Below are 25,126 nucleotides of genomic sequence, written 5' to 3' on the forward strand. Positions count from 1 at the left end.
GGGATCCGGTACCGCTCACGGATCTCGTCGAGTAGGTGCAGTAGGTCGGCCGTGTGTCGGGGGGGGGAGTCACTGACCGGGTTGACGCCGATGACGGCATCACCGCAGCCCAAGAGCAGACCGTCGAGGACGGCGGCGGCGACACCGCGTGGGTCGTCGGTCGGGTGGTTGGGTTGCAGCCGGGTGCTCAGTCGGCCGGGCAGGCCGATGGTGGTGCGGAAAGCCGACGTGTGGGCGACGGCGTGGGAGACTGCGATGAGGTCTTGGTTGCGCATCAGCTTGGAGACCGCGGCCACCATCTCCGGTGTCAGGCCGGGTGCGAGTGCCGACAGTTCCGTGTCTCCGTCGTCGCGTGCCGCGGTGTCGAGCAGCCAGTCCCGCAACCCTCCGACGGTCAGGTGTGACACGGGCTCGAACGCCGCCGCATCGTGACCGTCGATGATCGGTCGGGTGATCTCGTCCTCTTCGTAGGGGATCGGGACGTCGTTTAGGAAATCGGTCAACGGGATGTCGGCGAGCACCCATTGCGCGGCAGCACGCTCGCGATCCGATTCCGCGGCACACCCGGCGAGTTCATCACCCGACCGTGGAGGCGAGGCCTTCGCCAGCACTTCGATCAGGGTGGGAAATGTGTGGTTCACTCCTCGAATCTGTTGGCTGTACACGCCATCTCGCTTTCGGGTCACGGACGGGTGCGGAAATCTCGAATCATACTTCGACTGTGGTGATTTCGATAATCGAAAGTCGTGCGCGGACTTCGATTATGGGTCCGTGGTCGGCAGCCCGCCTCCTTGGACGAACTTCGTCTTCGGCGTGGAGGTCGCCGTGGGTGCTTTCGGCGGTGGACTCACCGAAAGTACCCACGGCAGCGCAGCTTGTGCGAACGTCTCAGCCGGCCGGTTCGAGACGGATGCTCAACGCGGCGTTCTCGATCACGTCCGCCCTGTCGAACAGCAACGGGAACGTCTCACCCTTCGTCCACGGAACGAACAGGTTCTCGTAGAAGGGGCTTTCCGGATCACCCGACTGGCCCGGGTTGTTCATCGCCACCGCGGTATCCCAGTCACCCGGCTCGGCGATGTACCGCCAGGAAGCGCCGAGGTCTCCGACCGTGTTGTTCACCGGTTCCCGTTCCTCGGCTTCGATGTCGATAGCCCGACGAGTGTGCGGATCCACCAGTTCGGAGAGCGGGTGGATGAGTTCCTGTTTGTTGTAGAAGCCGTAGCGCCACCCTTGCGGGTCCGCGCCCTGGTCCGCGGTCAACTTCGCGACCGCCGCCGCGAGACTCGACGTGATCGCCTCGTCGCGCACCGAGATGGCGTCGCCGGTGAACCAGTCCTCCGGATTCTCGATCATGTCGACCAACGCTCTTTGGTCCGGCTCACCGATCCGTTCGACCGCGGCCGGGTCCTCGACCGCGGCTTCCAACAGGGCTCGGCCGAGGAAGCCGTCTCCGGTGCCGGGGGCTCCGTGGATGTCGGTCCAGACGTCGAACAGGGCGGCGCCCGCCGAATCGAGGTCCATCACATGGTCCCAGTCCCGCAGCAGTTCAAGCGCACGGTCGACGGCCGGGTCGGCAGAGGTGATGTCGTCGAGCTCCGCCGTGATCAGCCTTCCCGGGACGGACAGGTGGTCGGTCTGCAAAGCGAGCATGCTGTCGATGGTCGCGTCGTCCATCTCGGCCAGGACCTCTCTGGTGCGTATCGCACGCCAAGGTTCCGCTGCCTCGAAACCGATCTTGCGCTCGACGTACTCCGGGAGCGGCCCGGTTTCGTGCTCGTCGAACAGCCGCGTCTCGTTGTTGGTCTGTGACCAGCCTCGTTCCGGGTTGTAGCTGACCGGCAGTTCGTCCATGTCGTAGAAGCCGTCCCACTCGTAGCTACCGTCTCCGGGAACGGGCAGCAGACCGTCCCAGTTGGGGCGAACCGGCGTTCGACCGGCCGGCTTCCAACCGATGTTTCCCTCGGCGTCGGCGTACTGTTGATTCTCCCCGGGGGTGCCCCAACGGTCCATCGCCCCGAGGAACCCGTCCCAGTCCTGGGCGCGCATGTATTCCACGCTTCCGAAATAGGCACTGGTACCCGGTTCGCTCCATACCGTTCGGACACCGAATGCGACGTTGTTCTCCTCGTCCTCGTAGATGACGGGGCCGTGTTCGGTGAACTTCATCTCGACCGTTTCGGAAGCACTGCCCCGTACCGGGATCTCAGCGGTCTCCACGTCCATCGGTACCCAGCGACCCCGGTAGCGGTACTCGTTCGGGTTCTTCGGGTTGGTCTCGTAGACGTAGAGGTCCTCTTGGTCGATGTCGTAGATCGTCAGTCCGAAGGCGATGCTCTCGTTGTGGCCGAGCGAGACCCCGGGCAGGCCCGGCTCTCCCGCACCGATCACATCGATGCCCGGTCCGTTGAGGTGTGTGATGTACCGCAGCGAAGGGACGCCCTGGTCTCGGTGCGGATCGCTGGCGATCAGCGGCCCTTCGGTGGCGGTCCGCCCCGGTGAGACCACGAACGTGTTGGACCCTTCCTTTCGGTCGTCCTCCGTGTCGTCGGGCAGTCGACCAGCCGCGTTCTCGGTTGCCTCGTGGACTGTCGCAGCGGTGACCGGACGTCCGTCGATCTCGGCCTCCCCAAACTCGACGGACAGCGTGTCCGCGTCGAACTCGACCGGGCCGGTCGCCAAGTCGTAGACCCGTAGCAGGTCGTCGGGGGTGTCCGGGAGCACACTCAGATCGAGCCCTTCCGGTACTTCGGTCCGCCATCCCGCGTCGAGTGGGCTGCGAATGTCCTCGTACTGAAAGCCGAAGTCCTTTACGAAGTACGCGCGCTCCACCTCACTGGTGAGGTTTCCGGCGATCGCATGGGTCCGTAGCCGTACAACGTCCTCGGGTTTCCACAGGTCCGGCTCGTATCCCAGGAACTCGAATTCCCACGGCAGGAGATCCCGGTTGTCCCGAGCGAGCTCGACGTAGGCGTTGATGCCGGAGGTGTAGGACTCCGCGATATGTTTCGCGTCGTCACCGTAGGAAGACCATTCCTGTTCCATGTCTCCCCGGTAGGAGAACATGCGGTTCGCGCGGTCCTGTTCGACGTACTCCGGACCGAGTGCCTCGGAGAGCCGACCGAGTCCTCGCTTACGCCACAGGTCGATCTGCCACAGTCGGTCGCGGGCGGCGTTGAACCCCTGCGCGAAGAAGGTGTCGTAATGTTCACCGGCGTAGATGTGCGGTACGCCCCACTCGTCCACGATGATGTCGACCGGTTCGTCGAGGCCGGTCACCTGATATGTCCAGTCGAGCGGCTGATCGGCTGTCGCGGACGTGGTGCCGGTCATTCCCAGAGTCAGGACCATGGTGGCCGTTGCGAGTAACGCAACAGCGGAACGTTTCATTCTTCGGTTGGCTGCGTTCATTCCTTACCCGGTTCGTTGTCGAGTCATAAGTCGAGTGTTTTCGGAGTTTATTCGTGACTCTGTCTCGACGCAGCGTGCGAAAGAGCGCATTTACCCGCCGGGCGGTGGGTGAGAACGTGCGTGGCTCACGAATGGGATGAATCGCTGCGGCGGCCGGGTCCGAGCGGGATCTTCGTTGAGTAGATGCTGGCCCGTGGGGCCGATTCGGTTTCGGTGCTCTATGGAATCACCGATGACGGTGTCCCGCATGTCGAGGTGGGAACATGGCCCGACATCGTTTTTTCCGTGGAGACGGCCTCGCCGGAACGGACCTGCGCGGGGATGTGGAGCGGGCCGGACCTGAGGTGAGCCTGCCGAGGGTCGCGAAACGTCCCACCATCGGCGATGGAGGGGGCTCCGCGCCGCCTTCGTTCCGATGTGCCTCGCGCCGGACTTCGGCGATGGGTGCCTGTGGGCGCGGGGCCCTGTCGCCGGGTGGGATGCGGCAGGCCGCCGAAGGTCAGCGCCTTGCTGTCACTGCTGCCACCAGCGGATTCCCGGTGAATGCGCTTATCCCACCCTCCGGGCGCGGCTCGTCCGACGGGTGTCGAGAAGAAAGCCGCCATGTGACCTTGACAACTCGATGCGCACGAGAGAAGCTTGCGCGACAGTGGACAGAACGATCGTTCGGTAGGTTGTGCCGAAGGGGGCTGGTGGGAGGGCATGGGTCGAGCCTCTGCGCTGATGCTCGGTTTCCGGCGAAGGGGTCTCGCTCAGGGGAGCCCTTTTCGATGTGGGGGCGTGTCGGCGAATTCGGTGGGCTCGTTCTGACCTCACACCGTTGTGTCGGCGGCCCCGATTCCTGAATGGAGTTCAGGTATCGGATCACTGAGGAATTCGCACTCGATGTATCCGCCTCAGGCTAGTCGGTGTAGACCGATCGAACCCTCATGGGACTGAAAGGCCTCCTCGCGGAATCGGCTTTCATCGTTTTCATCCACAATGATTCCATTGGCCTGACATTCCGGTAGGAGTTGATTGGCATGAACTACTTGTTCCTCGTGCAGTCCGACCCGCTCCCGGGGCGAGAGGACGAATACAACGACTGGTACACGAACCAGCACCTGCACGATGTCGTGGCCGTTCCCGGCTTTGTTTCGGCGCAGCGTTTCCGGCTGGCCGACTACCAGCGCGAAGGTAATCCGGAACCGGCTTACCGGTACATCGCCCTCTACGAGATCGAGGGCCCGCTGGAGGAGGCGCTCTCAGCACTCGACGAGGCCCGAGCCGTGGGGATGTTCGTGAGTCCGGCGATGGACCCCGACCGGATCTCCCACACCTTCATCCCGATCACAAAGCGCATCACTCGCGATGATGTCGTTCGCCCGGCAGACGATGGTGATTCGTCCCAGCCCGCGTCGTAGTCGTCGCGGCTGAAGACATCGGAGGGCGGCCGAAATCGACCTCTGACAGAGCTTCGACCAAGGGACACCGGCAACCAGATGCTTCCGGGGTGCGGGGCCTTTCGAGCGTCGATGTGGAGAAGCCCCCGGGCGTCAGCCATCCGGGGGCTCTCGTCGTACTCGTCGTCGATCGAGGTAGCACATTCTGTAAGGGGGATTCAGTCCGGCTGCGGTGGTGTCGGATCGTCGATCTCGATGGTGGTGCTCGTGCCTCGCAGCACGATTTCCGACGAGAAGTAGTCCTCTCCCAGTAGTCGGCCGGTGGTGCCCTTCATCCGAACGACGTCCTGGCCGCGCATGAACACGAGGACGTTGCCCTCGGTGTCGAACCCGTACTTCGGTTCCGGTAGCGGTGCGCCGATCTCGCGCTCGACCCACTCCTCGGTGTGCGGGCCGAGAATGATGTGCACGGTGGTCCAGTCCCCTGGCACCAGATCCTTCAGCGGTCTGCTCTGCCTGCCGTCGCACAGCTCACGCAGGTGTGCGGCGAACTCCTCGTCGTACTCCATCGACCCGCTTTCCCCGACCGAGCCGCATCCGGTGAGCGCGGAGAGCAAAACGACCATCAACGCGACTGATCGCACGAAGATCTCATCTCGGTAACCGGGGTTCCGGGTGAGCCGAGGGAATATCCGATGTGGTGTTCCCCTCCGCTTCGTGGCGAGGACGGTATCAGCCGCTGATGGAGCGCCCGGCGTAGTCGGGTGCGGCAGTCACGTACTGCTGCAGCCGCTTCGCGACCTCCTCGGGAAACGGATACGAGGCCCCGTCTTTCACGTGTAACGCGAGAAGTTCTTCGGTGGCGACCAGTTCGTCATCGACGTACATCTCGTGGCAGAGCCGCAGTTTCTTCGTGCCGATGGACACGACCGAAGTGGTGACCAGGAGGTCGGCGTTCGGGCCGACTTCCTTCAAATAGCGCACGTGCGCTTCGACGGTGTACAGCGAAGCGTTCGTTTCGGCGCGATACCGCTCGTCGAGACCTACTTCGTCCATCAAGTTCGTCGTGGCGAATCCGAAAACCATGACGTAGAACGGCTCGCTGAGATGGCCGTTGTAGTCGATCCATTCGTCGCGGACTTTCTCGTGATAACGGAGCAGTTCAGGCATGGAATGCAGGCACCTCTTCCGATGAACGAGCCTGGGTCCCCCGACGCGCCCAAGCGAGGGTGGTAGGTAAAATGCCGTTTGTGAGACGGACCAGTGCGAGTCGTTTACAGGCGTCCCGGCCGCTATTGGACGCGATGGATAACAAGATCCTGAATATGTTACAGCTCAACGGCCGCGCCTCGTATCGGGAGATCGCCCGCGAGCTGGGTGTGTCCGAAGGCACGGTGCGTAGCCGCGCGAACCGTCTTCAACGCGAGGGCATTCTGACCATCGCCGCTATCGCCGACCCATTTAAATTGGGCTACAGCGTGATGGTGTTCATCCTGATCAAAGTGCAGGTGGGCAAGCGGCAGTCGGTCATCGACGAACTGACCCCCTGGGAAGAGATCACCTATATTTCCTCCTGCACCGGGCGTGCGGATCTCTACGTTCAGCTGGTGTGCCGTGATCACGACCACTTGTGGCAGATCCTGACCGATCGGCTGCCGGCCGTCGACGGAATCACCGACGCCGAGACGTTCCAGGAAATCAAGATGCACAAGGTCTCCTACGTCTATCCGACGTTCAACGGCGGCGGGACGGTGGGCCTGCAGGCTTGATCCCAGCCCGCAGGCCCACTCGGTTCACCGATCGCTGATCAGCCGGACCGCGGAGTCTCGTCCAGCTGGGTGTCCGCTCTCGCAGGGTTCAGTCTTCCTCGCCACAGCATCGACAGCAGCGAGTACACCACCGCCGCTACGACCAGCGCGGGCAGCGACGCGGTCACGTACTTGAACAGGGACGATCGGGGCTCGTAGGTGACCGGGTCCAGCAGCAACTGGTAGGTGACGCTGCCCAGCGCCAAAGCGATGATCCCGGCGGGGTTGAAGCCACCGAGATACCAATAGCACGACGCCTGACTCTGCTGGTACAGCCCTGAAACCCGAAGGGTTTTGCCGCGCCGCAACACATGCCAGTCGGCGATCTGGATGCCCACCATCGGCGCGATCATCAGGCCGATGAAGGCCATGAACTGGTCGACGTTGTTGGAGAACGGCTCCGCGAAGAACAGGCTGACCAGCAGCATGGGCAACAGCACCAGCCCGCTGATGACCCGCCAGGACAGTGTGCCACCCACCTTGGGAATCTGAGAGACACCCAACGATGCGACGAACGCTCCCACCAGCGTCGAGCCCAAGTTGGCGAACGCGATGAAGAGCAGTACGGCGATGCCACCCACCTCGCCGGCGATCATGGGAGCCCACACTGCCGGATCCGGTTCTCCTGTGACCAAAGTGGAATACAGACTGATAGCGGCGACCAGGACCCAGGCGACACCCAGGCCGAGCATGGACGGAAGTATGGCTTTGCGGGCGCTGTCGACCATGCGCACCATTCCGCCCATGTAGGACCACCAGCCCCAGGTGCTCACGATGAGCAACTCGACGACCGAGGTGTAGTTGAGTAGCTCGTCGGACGTCGGAGCGAGGGGTTCTGCCGCCGAGATCTCGGAGATGCCGTAGTCCTGGAGTAGCAGCACCAGGAGCCACACGGCCATCAACGAGATCGAGATAGCGACGACGGGACCCACTTTCTGTAGTGAGTTCGCGCCGCGGCTCACCATCAGCCAGACTAATACCACACCGGCGGCGGAGATTCCGGTAGCCCATCCGGCTTTGGCTTCTGCGCTGATGAGCCCGAGAATCTCCAAAATGGAGGCAGCCGACCGGCCGAAGAAGAGCATGAGTACGCAGTTCCAGCCGAGTGCGGTGCAGTACTGCATGAACAGCGCGAGATAACTGCCGCGCGAGCCGAGCTGCGGTTTGGTGGAGATCACCGTCTCGATGCCGAACTTCGTGCTCGGGGGAATCGTGGCGAGGCTGATAAGGAACTGTCCGATCAGTCCTCCCGCCAACATCGCCGCCACACCCATCTTGGCGTCGAGGTAGCTGGCGGACGTTCCACCGACGACGAAGGACCAGGTGGCGATCCCCGCAGTCGTACAGACCGCGCCGAGGACGAACCCGTTCCAGTTCCGCTCCTTCAACGGCAGCGGCAGGCTGGATTTCGGAATCTTAATTCTGGTTTGTGAAGAAGTCACAACCAACCCCAAGCCAAGAGAACCGCAGGGATCACGACACCGAGGACAAGGAGAAGTACGTAGTCGGCTCGGTTGAACTCCTTGCCGACGGGTGCGGTATCGAGCGCGGAGAGTTCGGCCAACACTGTCTCGTCTTGACTCACAAGCATCACATCCTTGAGTTGAGCACCGAGGATGGCCATCGCGCTGTACGCGACTGTGCGCACACGGCAAACAGGGATTCTGCCTGCGCAATGGTTAGCGAACCTGTCAAAAATTACGCGAACCGTCAACTGCAAGGTGATCTCTTTCGCTTTTGCGGCGACTTTTTCGTTGTTACGTACGCATAACGTGAGCCGTCAAACACCACGACTTGCCTTGACTGTGCGTAGAACATCCGGCAGTGTCGTACGCGTTCCATAGTTTCACTCGCACCTGGCTACGCAACGCGTAGCGGTCGCTGGTGTGGCGCGAACGCAGGGAAGGAAGCCTGGTGAACGAGTTTCAACCTCTCGTACTCGGCATCGACGCGGGCGGAACGATGACCGACACGCTCCTCGTCGATGAGCACGGACGCTTTGCTGTGGGCAAGGCCTCGACGACTCCGCGTAACGAGTCGGAGGGTTTTCTGGAGTCCGCAGCCGACGCGGCTCGGCAGTGGGGTCTGTCCTCAGAGGACACTTTTGAGAAGTTGTCGGTGGTGCTGTACTCCGGGACGGGAATGCTCAACACCCTGCTGTCCCGTACTGGCCGCCGCGTAGGGCTCCTGGTGACCCGCGGCATGGAGGACGCCGTACTGATGGGCCGGGGGTTGCAGGCCTGGGCGGAGTACTCGTACCCGGACCGGCTGCACGCTGTGACGCACGCTCACCCCGAGCCGCTCGTTCCTCGCAACCGTATTCGCGGGATCACCGAACGTATCGACCAATTCGGTAACGAAACCATCCCGGTTTATGAGCACGAGGTTGTGCAGGCGGTCGAAGAGCTTCTCGAACAGGATGTCGAGGCTCTGTGCGTGTGCTGCATCTTCTCCTATGTGGACGACAAGCACGAACGCCAGATCGCGGACGTGGCGCAGAAGGTGCTGGCCGACCGCGGTGTCGAGATTCCCGTTTACCTCTCATCCGCGGTACGTCCCGTGGTGCGTGAGCAGTCCCGATTGAACAGCGTCATCATCGAGGCCTACGCTGCCGACAAAAGTCGTGAGCAACTCGTCGGTGTGGAAGAAGCCGCGCAAGGGCAGGGTTTCCGCTACGGAGTGCAGACCGTCCTGTCCTACGGAGGGCTGGCGGGCGTGCGGTACCCGCGCCTGCACGAAACGATGATCTCCGGCCCCGTCGGCGGGATCCTCGGTGCCAAGTACATCGGTGACGTGATCGGCGCGGACTCGGTGGTCGTCACCGACATGGGTGGCACCAGTTTCGACATCAGCGCCATCACACGCGGCAATGTGCCGATCGAGAACGAGCCCACCCTCGCGCGGTTCAAGCTGAACCTGCCGACCATCGCGATGGACACCATCGGGGCCGGTGCGGGAACCATCATCAAGGTCGACCCGCTCACCAAGAAGATCAGCCTCGGCCCGGAAAGCGCGGGATCGTCGCCGGGGCCGGTGGCGTTCGGGATGGGGGGCACCGAGCCGACGGTCTGCGACTGCGACGCGATCATGGGTCGGCTCAACCCCGACTACTTCCTCGGCGGGAAGGTGAAGCTCGACATCGAGGGCGCCAAGCGCGTGCTCCAGGAGAAGGTGGCCGACCCGCTCGACATCGACGTCTACGAAGCCGCTGAGGGCATGGCCAACCTGCTGGAGATGGACGCCAAGGAAGCCATCCGGCAGATGGTCTCCGCCCGCGCCGTCGACCCGTCCGAGTACTCGCTGATGGCCTACGGTGGCTCGGGCCCGCTGCACATGGCCGAGTACAGCAGGGGACTGGGCTTCAAGAACATTCTCACGTTCCCCTTCGCGGCGGCCTTCTCGGCGTTCGGCTGCACCACGGCCGACTACCTGCGCCGCTACAGCCGCTCGGTGCAGCTGACAGTCCCGCCGGAGGCCTCGGCCGAACACCGCAAGCAGGTGATCGAGGAGATCGACGCGGTGTGGGCAGCGCTCGCCGACGCCGCGCGTCGGGAAATGGCCGAGGAAGGCCATGACCCCGCCGACGTGCAGCTGGAGATGTTCGCCATGATGCGTTACACCGGGCAGCTGGAGGACGTGGAGGTGCCGATCCCTCTGCAGCAGCTGTCCACGGACTCCGGTCTGGACATGCTCGTCGGCGAGTTCGAGCGGCTCTACACCTCCATCAACCGCGCTGTCGCGCACTACCGCGAAGCGGGACACAGCGTCACCGAGCTGGGCTTGATAGCCAAAGTGGACAAGATCAAGCCGAAGTTGGTGCGGCAGCCGTTGGAAGGCAAGAAGGCGTCCCGCGAGGCGTTCAAGGGCACCCGCAACATGTACTACAACCGCGAATGGCACGAGGCGCGTCTGTGGGAGATGGACCTGTTGCGCCCCGGGAACGAGATCGAGGGTCCCGCCGTCATCGAGCATCCGGCGACCACTCTCGTCATTCCCGCCGGCGACCGGGTGTGGGTCGACGAGTGGACGATCCTGCACTACGAGCACGCGTGAGTACCGACTTTTCGACAGAACAAGGATGGCTCCATGTCCGCTAGTCAGATGACAGAGACCACCGCGACCCCACTGAAAGACCAGCTTCTCGCCAGCGACCGGCTGTTCCAGGAGACCGGCCACTATGCCGGACTGGACAAATTGGATCTTCGTGACGAGGACCCGCTGAAGTACGAGAGCTTGCACATCAAGCTCCGGTCGATGGTCGTCTCCGCTCGCGAGATGGCCAAACGGATCTCCGCATCGCCCGGTGTCCGCGAGGTGGGCGAGAGCGTGGTCGCGCTCTACACGCCGGAAGGCGACGCGATCGCCTTGTCCACCGGCATCATGGTGCACGTCCACACTGCGAGCCGGTTCATCAAGTGGATGATCCAGAACGACTACGAGAAGGCGCCGGGAATCCGCCCGGGGGACATCTTCGCCAACAACGACGCCTTCATCGGCACGGTGCAAGCCCCCGACGTCATCGACGTGATCCCGATCTTCTACGACGACGAGTTGATCGGCTGGGCCGCCGCCGTGTGCCACGAACTGGAGGTCGGTGGGATCACTCCCGGCGGCGACGTCGCGCTGGCTCAGGAGCGCTACACCGAGGGGTTGATGGTCTGCGCCGAGAAGGTCGGTGAGAACGACGAGCTGCGTCGTGACTACCTCATCCGCCTCGAACGCAACCTGCGCATGCCCATCTACTGGGTGCTCGACGAGAAGGCCAAGGTCGCGGCGTGCCTCGAGGTCCGAGACCAGCTTCTGGAGCTGATCGACCAGGTCGGGCTGGACTACTACAAGAGGGCGACCAAGGAGTTCATCGAGGAGGGACGGCGGGCCCAGCTCGCACGTGTGCGCCAGTTGACCGTTCCGGGACGCTATCGGGGGCACACGTTCTTCGGGCACGTGACCGAGGGCAAGCAGGGTGTGTTGCCCATGGGCAACAAGAACTGGCTGTACGCGATCCCGATGGAGATGGAGATCTCCGCCGAAGGGAAGATCCACCTGGACTTCGACGGCACCAACTCCTCGGGCTACCACTCGATGAACTGCACACCGGCCGGAATGGACGGTGGCTTCTTCGTCACGTTGACGCAGAGCATGAACTACGACGGCAAGGTCAACGACGGTGCGTGGCTCGCTACGGACATGAACCTGCCGGAGGGGACCTGGACGAATCCGACGGACGAGTCCTTGGCCACCGCTACGTCGTGGGCGCTGCTTCTGCCCGCCTTCGGGGTCTTCCAGCGACTCCTGAGCCGAGGTTTCCTCGGCCGCGGATACAAGGAGGAAGTGTTCGTCGGACAGGTGAACAGTCCGATGATCGAGATGGGCGGGCAGAGCCAGTACGGCACCCGGTTCGGTATCGCGCTGTTCGAATGTGCCGCGGCCGGAAGTGGTGCGATGGGTATCAAGGACGGGCTGGACACCGCCTACGTGGGCTGGAACCCGGAATCCGACATGGGCAACATGGAGATCTGGGAACAGGACATGCCCATGCTCTACCTCGGTCGCACCATCAGCGCCAACTCCGGTGGCTTCGGTAAGTACCGTGGCGGTGCGGGATTCGAGTCGCTGTGGCTGGTGAACAAGACCCCGCAGCTGATCATCGCCACCTCGGAACACTCCAGCCGCGTTTTCGACAACGCCGGAATGTGCGGTGGCTACCCCGCCCCGACCGTGCAGCTGCACTACGCGGCACACGACACCGACCTGAAGGAGCTGACGAGCAAGAGCGCCCGGCTGCCGCACTCGCTCGGCACGGACCCCTACGAGACGGACATCGAGAAGTACGCGGGCGGCGATGTCAAGGTCATCGAAGGTCCCTACCTCGCCGAACCGTTGCGTGAAGGCGACCTGTTCGCCCACTCCTACAACGGTGGCGGCGGCTACGGTGACCCGCTGGAGCGTGACCCGGATTCGGTGGCTCGTGATGTCGCCAACGGCTATGTCACCGCCGACTCGGCCAAGGCCGTGTACGGCGTCGTGGTGGAGTCGGACTCCGACGGCTGCCGCGTCGACCGGGAAGCCACCATCGCCAGGCGCGAGCGGATCCAGCGGGACCGCAGGACACACGCGGTGCCTGTGCGGCAGTGGGTCGAACAGGACCGCGAGCGGGTACTCGCCCAGGACTTCGCTCCCGAGGTCCAGGAGATGTACCGCGACAGCATGGCCAACTCGGCCCGGTTCACCCAGGAATTCCGTGAATTCTGGAACTTGCCTTCCGACTTCGAGTTCACACCGCCGAAGGGGCGCTGAACCGCTGATCCGGGTGGTGTGCGGCGAGCACGCCGACTCCCGCACACCACCCCGGCTCCCTGTTCCTTCCCACAGATTGGACCAGCAGGTGACAAGCTACGACAAGAAAACGATCCAGGATCTGATCGACGGGACACTGCCCTGGCCGGCCACCAAGTCGATCATGAGTTCGTATAAGGACGACGACCGGTTCGAGACCTACCTGCAGATCCTGCAGGAACGCGTCCCGTGGTCCGAGCAGATCCTGCTTCCCATCGGGGAACACCTCTACATCGTGCAGGCCGCGCACGGGCGGGTCGTCAAGTGCGACTGCGGGCACGAGTTCGGCGACTACCGAGAGAACTGGAAGCTGAACGCCCTGGTACGGGTTCGCGGTGACCGGGAGAGCATCGAGGAGATCTACCCGGGCCGTTATGCCTGCGATCCGGAATGGATGGAGCTCCGCGAGTTCATGTGCCCCGGCTGCTACACGTTGTTGGAGGTCGAGGCCGCTCCACCGGGGTTCCCGGTCGTGTTCGACTTCCTGCCCGATTTGGAGGCGTTCTACCGGGATTGGCTCAAGCGCCCACTGCCCGAGCAGGCGTAGGCACCGGGCTTTCGTTTCGACAGAGGAGTTACCGTGAACGAGAACGTGATCATCACGTGTGCCGTCACCGGTGCGGGCGACACCGTGGGCAAAAGCGAGCACGTCCCGGTGACGCCCGAGCAGATCGCCGACTCGGCGATCGCCGCCGCGCGGGCAGGGGCCGCCGTCGTGCACATCCACGTTCGCGACCCGGACACCGGCCAGGGATCACGTGACGTGAACCTGTACCGCGAGACCGTGGAGCGCATCCGCGCGTCGGACGTCGACGTCGTACTCAACCTGACCGCGGGCATGGGCGGCGACCTGGTGATCGACGACGAGGATCCGCTGAAGCCGGTCGAGGGCACCGACCTGGTGAATGCCTACGAGCGCCTGCCGCACGTCGAGGAGCTGGACCCCGACATCTGCACGCTGGACTGCGGCACGCTGAACTTCGGCGAGGGCAACCAAATCTACGTCAGCACCCCCGACATGCTGCGTAAGGGCGCGCGACGGATCCAGGAACTCGGCGTCAAACCCGAGATGGAGATCTTCGACACCGGGCAGCTGTGGTTCGCCAGCAAACTCGTCGAAGAAGGGCTCGTCGACCCGCCGCCGTTGTTCCAGCTGTGCATGGACATCCCCTACGGCGCGCCGGCCGACCCGTTGCATCTGCAGGCGATGGTCAACCGGCTTCCCGAAGGGGCGCAGTGGGCGGCGTTTGCGCTCGGCAGGATGCAGATGCCGTGGGTGGCGCAGTCGGTGCTGTTGGGCGGCCACGTCCGAGTCGGCCTGGAGGACAACCTCTATCTCTCCAAAGGCGTCAAGGCCACCAACGAACAGCTGGTCACACGCGCGGTCGACTTGATCCACAATCTGGGGTCGCGGGTGGCGACGCCCGACGAGGCCCGGGAGATACTGGACCTCAAGTCCCGCTGAACCGCACGTCGACATACGGGAAGGCCGAGCGTATAGAGGTCGGTACCACTTCGATGCGCTCGGCCTTCGCCCATGTGCGGTCGGACTTGTGAGCGCTTGTCCCTGCCTTCCGGTGTTTCTCGCACCGAATCGATCATCGAACCCGGGCCGCCGGAGGAGTTGATCACGTCCGCTGATAGAAGTAACCCGTGCGTGACTTCTTCAGAGGTGTTCGGCTGTTCGGGCGTGGACTGGGCATTCTGCTCCGGTCGCCGCGATTGTTGCTCCTCGGCATGTTGCCGGCGTTACTGACCACTTTGCTGTTGGCCGGTGGAATGGTCGCGCTGGTCTACTGGAGCGGCGACCTCGCGGCGTGGATCACGCCGTTCGCGGACGACTGGGCGGAAGGCTGGCGCACGGCGATCCGGATCGCGGCGGGTGTCGCGCTGATCGGTACGGCGTTGGTGGTCGGACTCACCGGTTTCACAGCGCTGACGTTGGCCGTGGGCGGCCCGTTCTACGAGCACATCGCGGAGAAGGTGGAAGACGATCTCGGCGGTCCATCAAGCGAGGTGGAGTTGTCGTGGTGGTGGTTGCTGTGGGTGGGGCTTCGAGACGGTGTCCTGCTCATGCTGCGGTCGCTGCTGTTCACGTTGCCGCTGCTGATCGCGGGATTCATTCCCGTGGTCGGACAGACTGTCGTGCCGGTGCTCATGGCGCTGGTGACCGCGTGGTTCCTCGCGCTCGAACTGGTCGCGGTGTCGTTCTACCGCCGTGGGATGGACCTCAAACAACGACGCGCGCTGCTGAGCAAACGGCGTTCTCTGGCGCTCGGCCTGGGACTACCCGCTTCTTTGCTGTGCGCGATTCCGCTCGCCGCCATCGTCGTCATGCCGATCGCCTTCGTCGGCGCTGTCCTGGTCACCTTCGAAACCCTCCGCGACAACGACACCGCTCCGGTGGGCCACTAGCTCAAGCGGCGTCACGAGCTTCGAGATGGGGCTTCGCCGGTCCTCGACCTTTTTTCCGTTCCCCACATCCGCCCGCCGATCAGTCCTGCTTCGGCGATTCTCACGCTGGTGCGGCGAGGTAGGCCCATGTAACGGAGGCGGAGACCGTCACGTGGCGTTCGGCGAGTTCCTGATCCGGGAGCGCAGCACCGTATCGGCGTGCGGCCACGGAATGCGTTCCTGCTCCAACAGCAATCCGACGCCGTGGGTGGCCGCGTGGTCGGTGAGCAGCGTGTGGAGTCGCCGCTCGGTATCGGTCAGATGTGGCAGTGCGGTTCGGGGCGGTGCGGAACCTTCGACAGCGAGATGCCGGAACTCCTCCAGCGTGGCGACGTCCATGAGAAGCGAGTCGACCCTCACCCCAGCGGCGCGGAGATCGTTGAGAAAGTACAGGCCCGGCAGGTCGATGTCACCCCAGTAGAACACTTTCGAAGCGGTGTGCACCCAGTCGATACGGGAATATCGCGCGACGCTGAATCCCTGGCCGTGCAGCACCACCACGCCAGGTCGATCATCGGTGAGCGCATAGGCGGTCGCGGTGTTCTCCAAAATCAGCACGACATCGGGTCGATGAGTCCACCGGTTCAAGTCGTCGACCGAGGCGGCGAAGTGCCGCATGCCGCCCACACGGTCACGTAGCACAGGGTCGAGCACGGCGGCCTGCACCAACTCCGGTGGTCTGCGCAGGCCCAGCCGCTCGTGCAGGCCCAAACGCCGCGAGTCCTCGGCACCGATCTCACGTGCGCCGAGCAGGGGCAGCACCAGACCCGCGTGCCGTTCAAGCCATTTGGTGTCGATGCCCTCGATCGGCAACTGGCGCAGCAACATCCCCGATGCGGGATGGGCACTCAACCAGCGCACCGTCGCGACGAGCCTTCCGTACTCGACCTCGGAAAGCTCCGTGATCCGGCGGATGATGCGGTCGAAGCGTGCCTGCGGAAACTCCCGTTGCAGTGCCGTGAGCCGCCGTCCGCACCGTCGCCAGGTTGCCTCGGTGGTCGTGTTCGCGGTGGCCACGGCGTGGGGAGAGTCCACGACCAGTGTCTTGGGCATGGAATGCGTGCCGGTGGGGAACCGCAACGCGACGTATTCGACCACACCCGGCCCCGGGAACGCGCGCCATTCCTCGGCCCAGGCGTGACACGCCACCGGATCCGCTGCCCGTTGCTGTGTGGTCGGGGGACGCAGGCCGAGGCGTATCGGCCATGTGCCTCGGCCACGCGCCCAGTCCGGATAGCCGTTTTCGAACCGGCGTCGCAATGTGGCGATGACGTCCTCAGGCCGGAGCATGGGAGCTTCTCCACGATGCATTACCACCCCGAGCCGACAGCTCTCCGAAAGTGGCCGTCGCGGCGTGGGAGAAGGCTCCGTCGTCGGTCACCCGCTTGTCCACCAGCACCGCCTGTCCGATGAAGGGTTCCAGGATGCCGGACATACGGATCGGAGCCGCGATGATCAGTTGGAACCCGAACTCGTCGAACGCCCCGAGCGCTTGCTGGGAGAACGTCTCGTCGGACTTGCTGAACGCTTCGTCCAACATCAGCGGTGCGAACAGCGGCCTGCCGTCGGAGCCCGATTCGGCGAGATTGTAGCTGAGTGCCGCGGCGAGGCAGAAGGCCACGAGTTTTTCCTGCTCCCCGCCCGAATTGGACGCGGTGTTGCGGTACGTCGTCGTGGTCACCCCCTCGGCGTCCACTTCACGCCCATAGAACTGGTAGCCGGTGCGGACGTCGAGCACATTGGCGCGCCACCTGATGTCCTCGGCGCCGGTTCCGGTGAAACGTTTCATCAGGTCGCGGATCTGGCGGAACTGGGCGAGCAGCTTCGTCGGGTCGCGCAGTGCTTGGGACGCGCCCCGCAACAGGGCGTCCACCCTGCGCCGGAAGTCGTGGACATCGGGGGAGGGGTTGGCCTTGTAGGCGATTTGCAGGTGGGTCCCCGGGTTGAACTCCACCCGGCGCAGCCCGGAGTTGACCATCGCGATGCGCCGTTCGATCTCGGTGGTCGCCGCTTGCACGGCGTGGTAGAGCACGCTGATCGACGGCACCATGTCCTGGCTGATCATCCGCTCGAAGTGGGTCATCGCGTCGGGGAGACGTCGTTGCGTGATGTCGGAGTACAGGGCGACGAAGTCCGCTCCGGAACGGTCCACGTCGCCGCTGTTGTCCGGTGCCGAGGACTCCCACCGTTCCAGGAACTGGTCGATGGCCGTCTTCAGTTGCGAATGGGCGAGGTCGCGATGGGCATTCGCCGCATCGCGGCGTCGTTCGAGTTCCTTCCGGAACGCGCTGCGTACCTGGGGGAGAGTGTCGGGGGTCAGCTCGACCTCGACGTCGCCGAACACGGCGTCCAGGTATTCGCGGTCGGTATCGACATCGACCGAGTGTGGGCAGGACCGCTCTCGCTCCAGGACCTCGGTGAGGCGCTCTCGGCGACGCCGGTCGTCGGCGATCACGGTCCTCAGCGTCGAGCAGGTGTCGGAGCATTCCTGCCAGTGTTTTTTCGCCTCATCCCGCTGCTGCTCCAGGCTGCGGAGGTCGGTGTCGGCGTTCTTGAGGTCGGTGATGCGCTGTTCCAGCCGGCGGATGGCTTCCGAGGCGCTTGAGCGGTCGAGTTCCGCCCAGCTGTGGTACCCGGTGAGCTTCGTGACGGCCTCTATCGTCTTCGACACCGCGAGATAGCGGGCGTCCAGCTCGTCGGCCAACTCGGCGGCACGACGTGCTGCGGCGGCGAGTTCGGCGACCTCGGCCTCCAGCGCGGCCAGTTTGGCCTCCGTGTTCGCACCGAGGATGTAGGAGGCGGGATTGGTGAGTTCGGGCCGATCATCCTTGCGGTAGTGGTTGCCGGGGCGCTTCACCGTGCCCCGCACGGTGACCGCGAGGGAGTGGTTGCCGAGCTCGTCGGCGCTTTCGACGCACACGTGGGCGAACCGTGAGGTGAGCTGCCTCAGAAGCCACGCCCCACAGGGGTGATCGGTGTCGACGTCGAGTTTTCCCGCCAACGTGGTCGGATCCGCCGGGGCGGGGCGATGCGATCGTGCGGGAACGATGCTGTATTCGACGACGCCGCGCATGTCGTTGGTGTCGATGAAGGACTGCACGGCACGGTGGTGACGTTCGGGAACCAGCAGCCGCAGACCGAAGTTGCGGAGGACCTTCTCCGCCGCAGGCCGCCATCGCTGTTCACCGTCGATCACGTCGATCAGCTCCGCCGCATACGGTAGATCGGTGACCGGGACCCCGGCGCCGTCCGCGATGCGCTGCCTGGAGCGCAGTTGCGTGGTGGGAATCAGGGTCCGTGAGGACCGCAGGGCCTGCAGTTCGGCTGCTCTGTCGTCGTGGAGCCGCTGTGTTTGCTCCGCTGCCGCTGCCGCCGGACGTCTCCGCGCGTCGATCTCCTTCTGCTGCGCCCGCGCTTCCCTTTCGATGTCGGCCAGCTTGTCGCGGAGAGAGGTGAACCCGGCCTCGTCTTCCGGGCATTGCCTGCCGAGCGCGCCGACCAAGGCGCTGTAGTCCTGGTGTGCGCGTTCGCGGAAGGCGAGTTCGGAGCGGCGTTGTCTTAAGTCGGCGTCGAGTTCGCGTATCAGCCGGTTGCTGTCTTCGAACTGCCTGGCCAGTGAAAGGTATTCGGCTTCGGCTTGCTCCGCCTGATGTTCGTGTTGTTCGAGGTCCCGGGCGCCTGCAGTGATCGCGCGGTCAAGCCGGTCGATCTCCGCTTCGACGACCCTCAGGTGACGTTCGCGCAGGTATCGCTCCATCGGTTCTCCCGTGAGGGCTTCGGCGAGTACGCGAGTGCGCTGCGATTCCTGATAGATCGCCCAGTTCTCGGGAACGTTTGCCAATACTTTCGCCTGGGCGTTCGCACGGCGCGCGATCTCGTAGGCCTCGTTGAGCGGGGTGAACGCGTCGAGCATTTTCTGTGCCGCCGCGAACGTATCGGGCTCATCCAGCATGTCATGCCGGATGAAGTAGTTGAGATCGCCCACGTTCTTCATCGCCTTCGCCTTGCCCAGCAGCGAACGCGCTGTTTTCGAGATGCCGAGGCCGATGCGTTTGGCGAGGGCATCGAGGTAGGACTTCTGGGTGTCAGGGGTGTCGGCCGGGTGTGTCGCGTTGAGCCAGCGGGTGTCGAATCCACGCCTGGCCCACTCTTCCAACGCGGTGAGGTCGAAGTGGCCCTCGTGTAGACGGTACAGCGTCTTCAGCGAGGACGTGTCGTTCTCCGTCCCGGTGAACCACTTCACGACCACTGCCGTGGTGGTGGAACCGAGTCCGTCGGAGTAGGCCGCACCGATCGCCGACCATGTGGGCTTGCCACCACGTAGGTACCGCACCCGGGACTGTTCGTGCTCGTCGTTGGTCTCGGACCACGCGCCCCTCACGTAGTCGGCGATGCTTCGGGTGGCTTGTTTCGCGCCGCGTGCGCTCAGATCGGCGGAGGCGTTGAAGCGCTGGTCGGATGTGGGCAGCAACACCACCGAGTGGGCATCCATCAGCGATGACTTGCCCGAGCCGGACGGCCCGGTGAACAGCACGCCGCGTTCGTCGATCGGGAGGTCCTTGTAGCCGGTGAACGTGCCCCAGTTGACCACTTGGAGCCGGACGAGCCGGAACTGGCCGAGGTATCGCCTCCGGTCCCGCGAGTCACTCATCGGCGGGCTCCTCGGTGTCGGCGAGTGCGTCACGACTGTTCTCACCGCGCGCGAGAGCCCGGTAGCGGTCGTGGAGAGCCTCGACTCGGTCGGCGGTGAGGATCGAGGTGATGACGCTGTGGATCAGATACCGGTCGGTGCCCTTGATCGGTTTGATGATCGCGGCGTCGTCGAGCGATTTGATGGCGGAGAGGATCCTTTTGTGGAAGGTCGCTTCGTCGGTGTCGTCCGGCCGCTTGTAGGCGAGCATGTGGTCGATCATGTCGTCGGTCTCGACCACCGGGTTGTCCGGAGCGGCGAGGTAGCGCTGGTAGAGGTAGAGCGCCAATGCGCTCGCCCCCAGGCTGAGCGTCTTCGTCCGGAGGATGTTCCGGCTGTGGGGACTGGGGTCCTCGGCTTGCCGGGTGAACGCGAAACGATGCTCGTGGTTGAGTTCGAGCACGAGCCCGAGCTCGGAAAGCCTGCTGCGAAGTTCGGTTTCGTACTGTACGACGACCGGCCAATGCTTTTTGGACTTATCGGTGATGTGCGGTGCGGCGACCAGCTCCTGGAGCGCCCAACAGGCTTCCGGAGGCAGTTGGCTCGTGTCACCGGGGAACCGGGGTTTCCGGTCGGCGGGGACCTGCGAGCCCACGGTCGCATGGTCGGTGTGGTCGAAGACTTCCGCGGGATCGAGTTCCCGGTGCGTGGACGGTGTGTCGTCGAACAGTGCGTCACCGAAGATGTCGGCGAACACGGGGGTGTCAGGCATCGAGTGTGTCTTCCAGCAGAGCGGTTTGGGATTGGAGGAACGTGACAGCACCGGCGGTGGGTGCGGCGAGGTCGGGTAATCGTCTGGTGAACAACAGCTGAGGAAGCGTGATCTCGCGGATGCCCGCCGAGGTGTTGGCTGAGACGGTGACCGGTTGTGCCGTGTCGGTCTCGCCGAAGCGGGTGGCAAGCGACCACAACGCGATGATGTCGCCGGTGCGCGGCTCGGGGAGTCGGGCGAGCACGTCCGGGAGTGTGGCGGTACCACCGTGGGCGTCCACGGCAGTGTTCACCGTCGAGTGCAGCGCGACCCAGTCTAGGGACTCCTGTCCGACGACCGCGGCGGGATCGATCGGGAAGTCCGCCGTGTCGTCGAGCGGGTCGGGCGTGTCGCTGGTGCCGTCGTGCAGCCGCAGCCGCCCGACCGAGGTGGTGGAGACACCACTGATCGGGATGGTGAACCCGATATCGCGGCCTCCGTGACTGTGCCGGAACGCCTCGGTCGCCGCGGCCTGCGCCTCGGCGACACGAGTACGCATGCTGCGGTAGTAGGAAGCGTCACCACCCCGCACGAAGCTGCTCACCCGGCGAAACGCCACGGCTCGCGTCTCCTCGACCTCCTGCACACGCTCCCACGTGGTTCCGATGAATCCGGAGAGAGCTTCGGTCACTTCGTCGGGAAGGTCATCGAGGTGGGCGAGTACCTCGGCGATGTCGGACTCGAGTTGTGACCGCTGGGACGGTGTCGCGATGAGAGTGGCGAATGCCCGGAACGCGAGTCCTTCGGGAGATTCGGCGATGACGTCGTGTCCGTCGAACATCCGTTGCAGTGACTCGGCGAACTCCTCGGGATCGTCGGCGAGGCTTTGCCGCACGAGAGCGGTTGTGTTGGCCTGCATCCGCTCTCCATAGCGGGCGATGTCCGACGGAATCCGTTCGATGAGGTGGGCGAGCGCGGAAACCCGGTCGACCAGTTCCCGGTGATCCACAGCGTGCTCTTGGCCCCCTTCGATCGCGCGCCGCTGTTCGGTGAGTATGGCGATCTGCTCGTCGAGAGCGGCCCGTCGTGCCGTTGGATCGGGGTTGGCCTCGGCGGCGATCTGATGCATCTCAGCCATCACCATCGACAGCGCGGACTCGGTGGCGACCGAGGTGTGCCGACGCAGGTTACGCATCTGACGCACCGCTTGCGCGGCGCCGGAGGTGAGCTGATAGCGCTCGACCCGGGTGGCCGGATCGACGCTGCGATGCACCCACCCGCGTTTGGTCCACCGGGTGAGCAACGTGTCAGCGTCGGTCGCGAGGGGCGTGAGTTCGTCTTCAGTAGACGGTGCGGAGCGCAGTAACCGAGGGAGGTCCGCGTCGATGACCGCCGTCAACGTCTGCCCGTCGACGATCTGCCCGTCACCGAGATGCGCTGCCATGAGCGCGAGGTTCAGCAGTGCGTCCTTGGAACGCAACAGGGAGAGCGTGACGTCAGCGGCGGCGTTGGTGGTGAACTCGTGGAACAGTTGCTCAGCGGTCTTGCCTCCCATGTGTGACGGCCTCCCCAGTGCGCGGTGGTGCATCCCCGCTACGGAGGATAGAGGTAGCCACCGACAAGAATCGGAGTGCGGGTCGTGCCATCCTGGCGGATCGGTGAGCTCGTCCTACCGACTTCATCTGGTGGCGTATCGGGCTCGAATGGCTTTGCCCAGCGCGTGGGCGTGCCTGAGGAGTAATGCGCCGAGCTCACGGCGTCGCTCGGGGTGGAAGCGAGGTTCGATCCCGGTCAGGGTGAGCGCCCATTCGGGACGGTGCAGCTCGTCGAACACCGCGGCGGCCATACCCCAGCTCCCTTCGACCACCAGGCCGGGATTGGTGGAGTACCCGTCGGCGCGTGTCTGTCGGATGCGTTCGCGCACCGCGGTGGCGCTGTGTGAGTCTCCGAAGTCGGTGGTGAGGTCGGCTCGGCTCAGGTACTCGTCGATCTCCCGATCGGGAAGGTGCGCCAGGACGACGAGTCCCGCGGAGACCACACCCAGGGGGAACCGAGCGCCTTCGAACAGGACGAACGACCGGATGGGGAAGTCACCGTCCTTCCGGAGCAGGCACACGGTTTCATCGCCTCGGCGGGCGGAGAAGAAGCGCTTTCCCCCGTCGTGGAGGCGAGTGCCTTGAGGTGGGGGCGAGCCACGTCGGTGAGGTCGTAGCGCGCCGCCGCGGTGGAGCCGAGCAGGAACAGCTCCGGTCCGAGATACCACGCCCCCGTGGTGTTGTCCCGGTCGACGAAGCCTTCCCGGTGCAGCGCGGTCAGCAACCGGTGCACCGTCGGGCGAGGCAGCCCGGACGCGGTCGCCACCTGGCTCGTCGAGGCACCGCCGGTACGAAACCGCGAGAGCGTCCGCAGTATCTTTGTCGTCCGCTCCACCAGCCCCCGTGTCTCCACGAGGAGGAGTGTGGTGTGTTCACTGAGTGAACGCAACCTCGCAGGGCGGTTTCACTGAGCGACCATTCCAGCAGGTTTGAGCGAAAGATCATTGATCGTGGAATGGACGTCCGGTTGTCATGGGGCTCGACCTGCTCATCGTGGAGGGGCTCATGGACAAAACTTGGACATCAGCGGACGAGGCGATTGCCGACATCACGTCGGGATCGAGCCTCGCCGTGGGTGGTTTCGGTCTGTGCGGGATCCCGTCGGTGCTCATCGAAGCCTTGTCCGGCACCGATGTTGACGACCTCGAGGTCTTCTCGAACAACGCGGGTGTGGACGACGCCGGTATCGGGCTGTTGCTCGCGGCCGGCCGGTTGCGGCGGATCGTCGCCTCGTACGTAGGTGAGAACAAGGAGTTCGCCCGGCAGTACCTCGCCGGTGAGCTCGAAGTGGAGTTGACTTCGCAGGGCACGCTCGCCGAGCGGATGCGTGCGGGCGGCTCGGGAGTCGCGGCGTTCTTCACGCAGACAGGCGTGGGCACGCAGGTAGCGGACGGCGGACTGCCGTGGAAGTACGCGGCCGACGGTTCGGTGGCGATCGCCTCGCCCACCAAGGAAGTGCGCACGTTCCCCACCCCCGAAGGCGACAAGGAGTTCGTGCTGGAGCACGCGATCGCCGCCGACTACGCGTTGGTCCGCGCGTGGAAGGGTGATCGGCACGGCAACCTTGTCTTCCGCCACTCAGCGCGCAATTTCAACCCACTCGCCGCGATGTGCGGGAGGGTCACCATCGCCGAGGTGGAACAGCTCGTCGAACCCGGGGAACTGCACCCCGACGAGATCCATACCCCGGGGTGTTCGTGCAGCGGGTCGTCGCATTGACCCCCGAGCAGGCCGTGGACAAGAGGATCGAGAAAAGGACGGTGCGGGCATGAGCTGGACCCGTGAGCAGATGGCGGCTCGTGCCGCGGCTGAGCTCCACGACGGTGACTACGTCAACCTGGGCATCGGGTTGCCGACGCTCGTGCCCAACTACGTGCCCGACGACGTGGAGATCGTCTTGCAGAGCGAGAACGGCGTCCTCGGCGTGGGCGCGTATCCGGCGGAGGAGGACGTGGACCCCGACCTGATCAACGCGGGTAAGGAGACCGTCACGCTCCGTCGAGGGACGAGCTTCTTCGACTCCGCCACGAGCTTCGGCATGATCCGCGCCGGCAAGATCGACACGGCCATCCTGGGCGCGATGCAGGTCTCCCGGCACGGCGACATCGCGAACTGGATGATCCCCGGCAAGATGGTCAAGGGCATGGGCGGGGCGATGGACCTCGTCCACGGCGCCAAGCGGGTCATCGTCGTGATGGAGCACGTCGCCAAGGACGGCTCCTACAAGATCGTCAACGAGTGCTCTCTGCCCTACACGGGCAAGCGCGTCATCGAACGCATCATCACCGACCTCGCGGTCATCGACGTCACTCCGGACAGGCTCGTGCTGGTCGAACTTGCACCGGGCGTCACCGAAGACGAGGTCCGGGCCAAGACCGAACCCGATCTTTTGGTTCGCGTCTGAGCGGGAGACGAGCCGATCCTTTCAGCAGCGAGCGTGCGGGCGTTGCACCTCGCGCCCTGAGAGGATCGGCTCTTACCTCGGCTGCCGCGCATCTCCTCAGCCCGAAGAGTCGACGTTCCCAACGCGTAGGCCGCGGTCATCGACGGCTCCACGGGCAAGCAATCGGAAAAGCTGGACATCCGCCCGGCGTGGTGACTGTGACGAAACCGATGAACGGTACGGCCTTTTGAAATCCCTGTGGCCGGTGCTCGTAGCCTCGAATGGTTACTGCGGAGTTGGTCCCGGGGACCGGCTGGAATTGGATCCTAGCGCGAGCCCACGGGACCGGTTAAGGTTTGCTGCCTGTTTCGCGATC

At 64.3% G+C, this 25,126-nt stretch carries 18 protein-coding genes and 3 pseudogenes; 9 read left to right on the forward strand and 12 right to left on the reverse strand.

Features of this window, described 5'->3' with window-relative positions; translation table 11 throughout:
* Positions 1-50: 50 nt before the first annotated feature.
* Together eutB and M7H19_RS03315 are read right to left on the reverse strand one after the other, a co-directional pair.
* Positions 51-686, reverse strand: a pseudogene (eutB, locus tag M7H19_RS03310) (ethanolamine ammonia-lyase subunit EutB); the annotation flags it as partial.
* A gap of 202 nt (positions 687-888) precedes the next feature.
* A complete protein-coding gene (locus M7H19_RS03315; protein WP_298176950.1) occupies positions 889-3,333 on the reverse strand; it encodes a penicillin acylase family protein in 2,445 nt (814 codons plus the stop codon).
* A 1,100-nt stretch (positions 3,334-4,433) separates the two neighbouring features.
* Here M7H19_RS03315 and M7H19_RS03320 point away from each other — a divergent pair.
* Positions 4,434-4,814, forward strand: a complete 381-nt coding sequence (locus M7H19_RS03320; RefSeq protein WP_298176953.1) for a DUF4286 family protein — start codon at positions 4,434-4,436, stop codon at positions 4,812-4,814.
* 197 nt (positions 4,815-5,011) lie between these two features.
* Here the strand turns inward: M7H19_RS03320 and M7H19_RS03325 are convergent, their stop codons facing one another.
* Both M7H19_RS03325 and M7H19_RS03330 read right to left on the reverse strand, forming a co-directional pair.
* A complete protein-coding gene (locus M7H19_RS03325; protein WP_298176955.1) occupies positions 5,012-5,419 on the reverse strand; it encodes a hypothetical protein in 408 nt (135 codons plus the stop codon).
* Positions 5,420-5,525: 106 nt separating this feature from the next.
* Entirely contained in the window at positions 5,526-5,963 is a 438-nt protein-coding gene (locus tag M7H19_RS03330; RefSeq protein ID WP_298176957.1) for a thioesterase family protein, read from the reverse strand.
* 134 nt (positions 5,964-6,097) lie between these two features.
* On the opposite strand from M7H19_RS03330, the gene M7H19_RS03335 reads away from it, so the two are divergent.
* Positions 6,098-6,562 (forward strand): Lrp/AsnC family transcriptional regulator, encoded by a 465-nt coding sequence (locus M7H19_RS03335; protein ID WP_298176958.1) that lies wholly within the window; start codon positions 6,098-6,100, stop codon positions 6,560-6,562.
* Between the two features lie 38 nt (positions 6,563-6,600).
* Here M7H19_RS03335 and M7H19_RS03340 read toward each other — a convergent pair whose 3' ends face one another.
* Together M7H19_RS03340 and M7H19_RS03345 are read right to left on the reverse strand one after the other, a co-directional pair.
* Positions 6,601-7,989, reverse strand: coding sequence for a cytosine permease (locus M7H19_RS03340; protein ID WP_298176960.1), 1,389 nt, complete (start codon positions 7,987-7,989; stop codon positions 6,601-6,603).
* A 50-nt stretch (positions 7,990-8,039) separates the two neighbouring features.
* Entirely contained in the window at positions 8,040-8,249 is a 210-nt protein-coding gene (locus M7H19_RS03345) for a hypothetical protein (RefSeq protein WP_298176964.1), read from the reverse strand.
* Between the two features lie 266 nt (positions 8,250-8,515).
* On the opposite strand from M7H19_RS03345, the gene M7H19_RS03350 reads away from it, so the two are divergent.
* From M7H19_RS03350 to M7H19_RS03370, 5 genes are all read left to right on the forward strand, one after another.
* A complete protein-coding gene (locus M7H19_RS03350) occupies positions 8,516-10,654 on the forward strand; it encodes a hydantoinase/oxoprolinase family protein (protein ID WP_298176967.1) in 2,139 nt (712 codons plus the stop codon).
* A 48-nt stretch (positions 10,655-10,702) separates the two neighbouring features.
* Positions 10,703-12,898, forward strand: a complete 2,196-nt coding sequence (locus M7H19_RS03355; protein WP_298176969.1) for a hydantoinase B/oxoprolinase family protein — start codon at positions 10,703-10,705, stop codon at positions 12,896-12,898.
* 88 nt (positions 12,899-12,986) lie between these two features.
* Complete coding sequence (locus M7H19_RS03360) at positions 12,987-13,484, forward strand: acetone carboxylase subunit gamma (RefSeq protein ID WP_298176971.1); 498 nt, start codon at positions 12,987-12,989, stop codon at positions 13,482-13,484.
* 33 nt (positions 13,485-13,517) lie between these two features.
* Positions 13,518-14,402: a 3-keto-5-aminohexanoate cleavage protein gene (locus tag M7H19_RS03365; protein ID WP_298176973.1), complete on the forward strand. Its 885-nt coding sequence runs from the start codon at positions 13,518-13,520 to the stop codon at positions 14,400-14,402.
* 188 nt (positions 14,403-14,590) lie between these two features.
* The gene (locus M7H19_RS03370; protein WP_298176975.1) at positions 14,591-15,352 is read left to right on the forward strand and encodes an EI24 domain-containing protein; all 762 of its coding nucleotides are present in this window, start codon (positions 14,591-14,593) and stop codon (positions 15,350-15,352) included.
* Between the two features lie 147 nt (positions 15,353-15,499).
* Here the strand turns inward: M7H19_RS03370 and M7H19_RS03375 are convergent, their stop codons facing one another.
* The 6 genes and pseudogenes from M7H19_RS03375 to M7H19_RS03400 all read right to left on the reverse strand — a co-directional run.
* Positions 15,500-16,681 carry a DUF3322 domain-containing protein gene (locus tag M7H19_RS03375; RefSeq protein WP_298176977.1) on the reverse strand — a complete coding sequence of 394 codons (1,182 nt, stop codon included), beginning with the start codon at positions 16,679-16,681 and terminating at the stop codon, positions 15,500-15,502.
* Positions 16,668-20,042 (reverse strand): SbcC/MukB-like Walker B domain-containing protein, encoded by a 3,375-nt coding sequence (locus M7H19_RS03380; protein ID WP_298176979.1) that lies wholly within the window; start codon positions 20,040-20,042, stop codon positions 16,668-16,670. Before M7H19_RS03380 ends, M7H19_RS03375 begins: the two co-directional genes overlap by 14 nt.
* A complete protein-coding gene (locus M7H19_RS03385; protein WP_298176982.1) occupies positions 20,035-20,793 on the reverse strand; it encodes a DUF4194 domain-containing protein in 759 nt (252 codons plus the stop codon). The genes M7H19_RS03380 and M7H19_RS03385 overlap by 8 nt, the downstream gene beginning before the upstream one ends.
* Complete coding sequence (locus M7H19_RS03390) at positions 20,786-22,327, reverse strand: DUF3375 family protein (RefSeq protein WP_298176984.1); 1,542 nt, start codon at positions 22,325-22,327, stop codon at positions 20,786-20,788. Before M7H19_RS03390 ends, M7H19_RS03385 begins: the two co-directional genes overlap by 8 nt.
* Before the next feature lie 123 nt (positions 22,328-22,450).
* Entirely contained in the window at positions 22,451-22,888 is a 438-nt protein-coding gene (locus M7H19_RS03395) for an IclR family transcriptional regulator C-terminal domain-containing protein (RefSeq protein WP_298176986.1), read from the reverse strand.
* Positions 22,889-23,109: 221 nt separating this feature from the next.
* Positions 23,110-23,220: pseudogene (locus M7H19_RS03400) on the reverse strand (hypothetical protein); the annotation flags it as partial.
* Positions 23,221-23,372: 152 nt separating this feature from the next.
* Here M7H19_RS03400 and M7H19_RS03405 point away from each other — a divergent pair.
* A pseudogene (locus M7H19_RS03405) lies at positions 23,373-24,139 on the forward strand (CoA transferase subunit A).
* On the forward strand, positions 24,136-24,771 hold the full coding sequence (locus M7H19_RS03410; protein WP_298176988.1) for a CoA transferase subunit B: 636 nt from the start codon (positions 24,136-24,138) through the stop codon (positions 24,769-24,771). Before M7H19_RS03405 ends, M7H19_RS03410 begins: the two are co-directional and overlap by 4 nt.
* Positions 24,772-25,126: the final 355 nt, after the last annotated feature.

The sequence above is a fragment of the Saccharomonospora sp. genome, from assembly GCF_027317685.1.
Taxonomy (GTDB): domain Bacteria; phylum Actinomycetota; class Actinomycetes; order Mycobacteriales; family Pseudonocardiaceae; genus Saccharomonospora.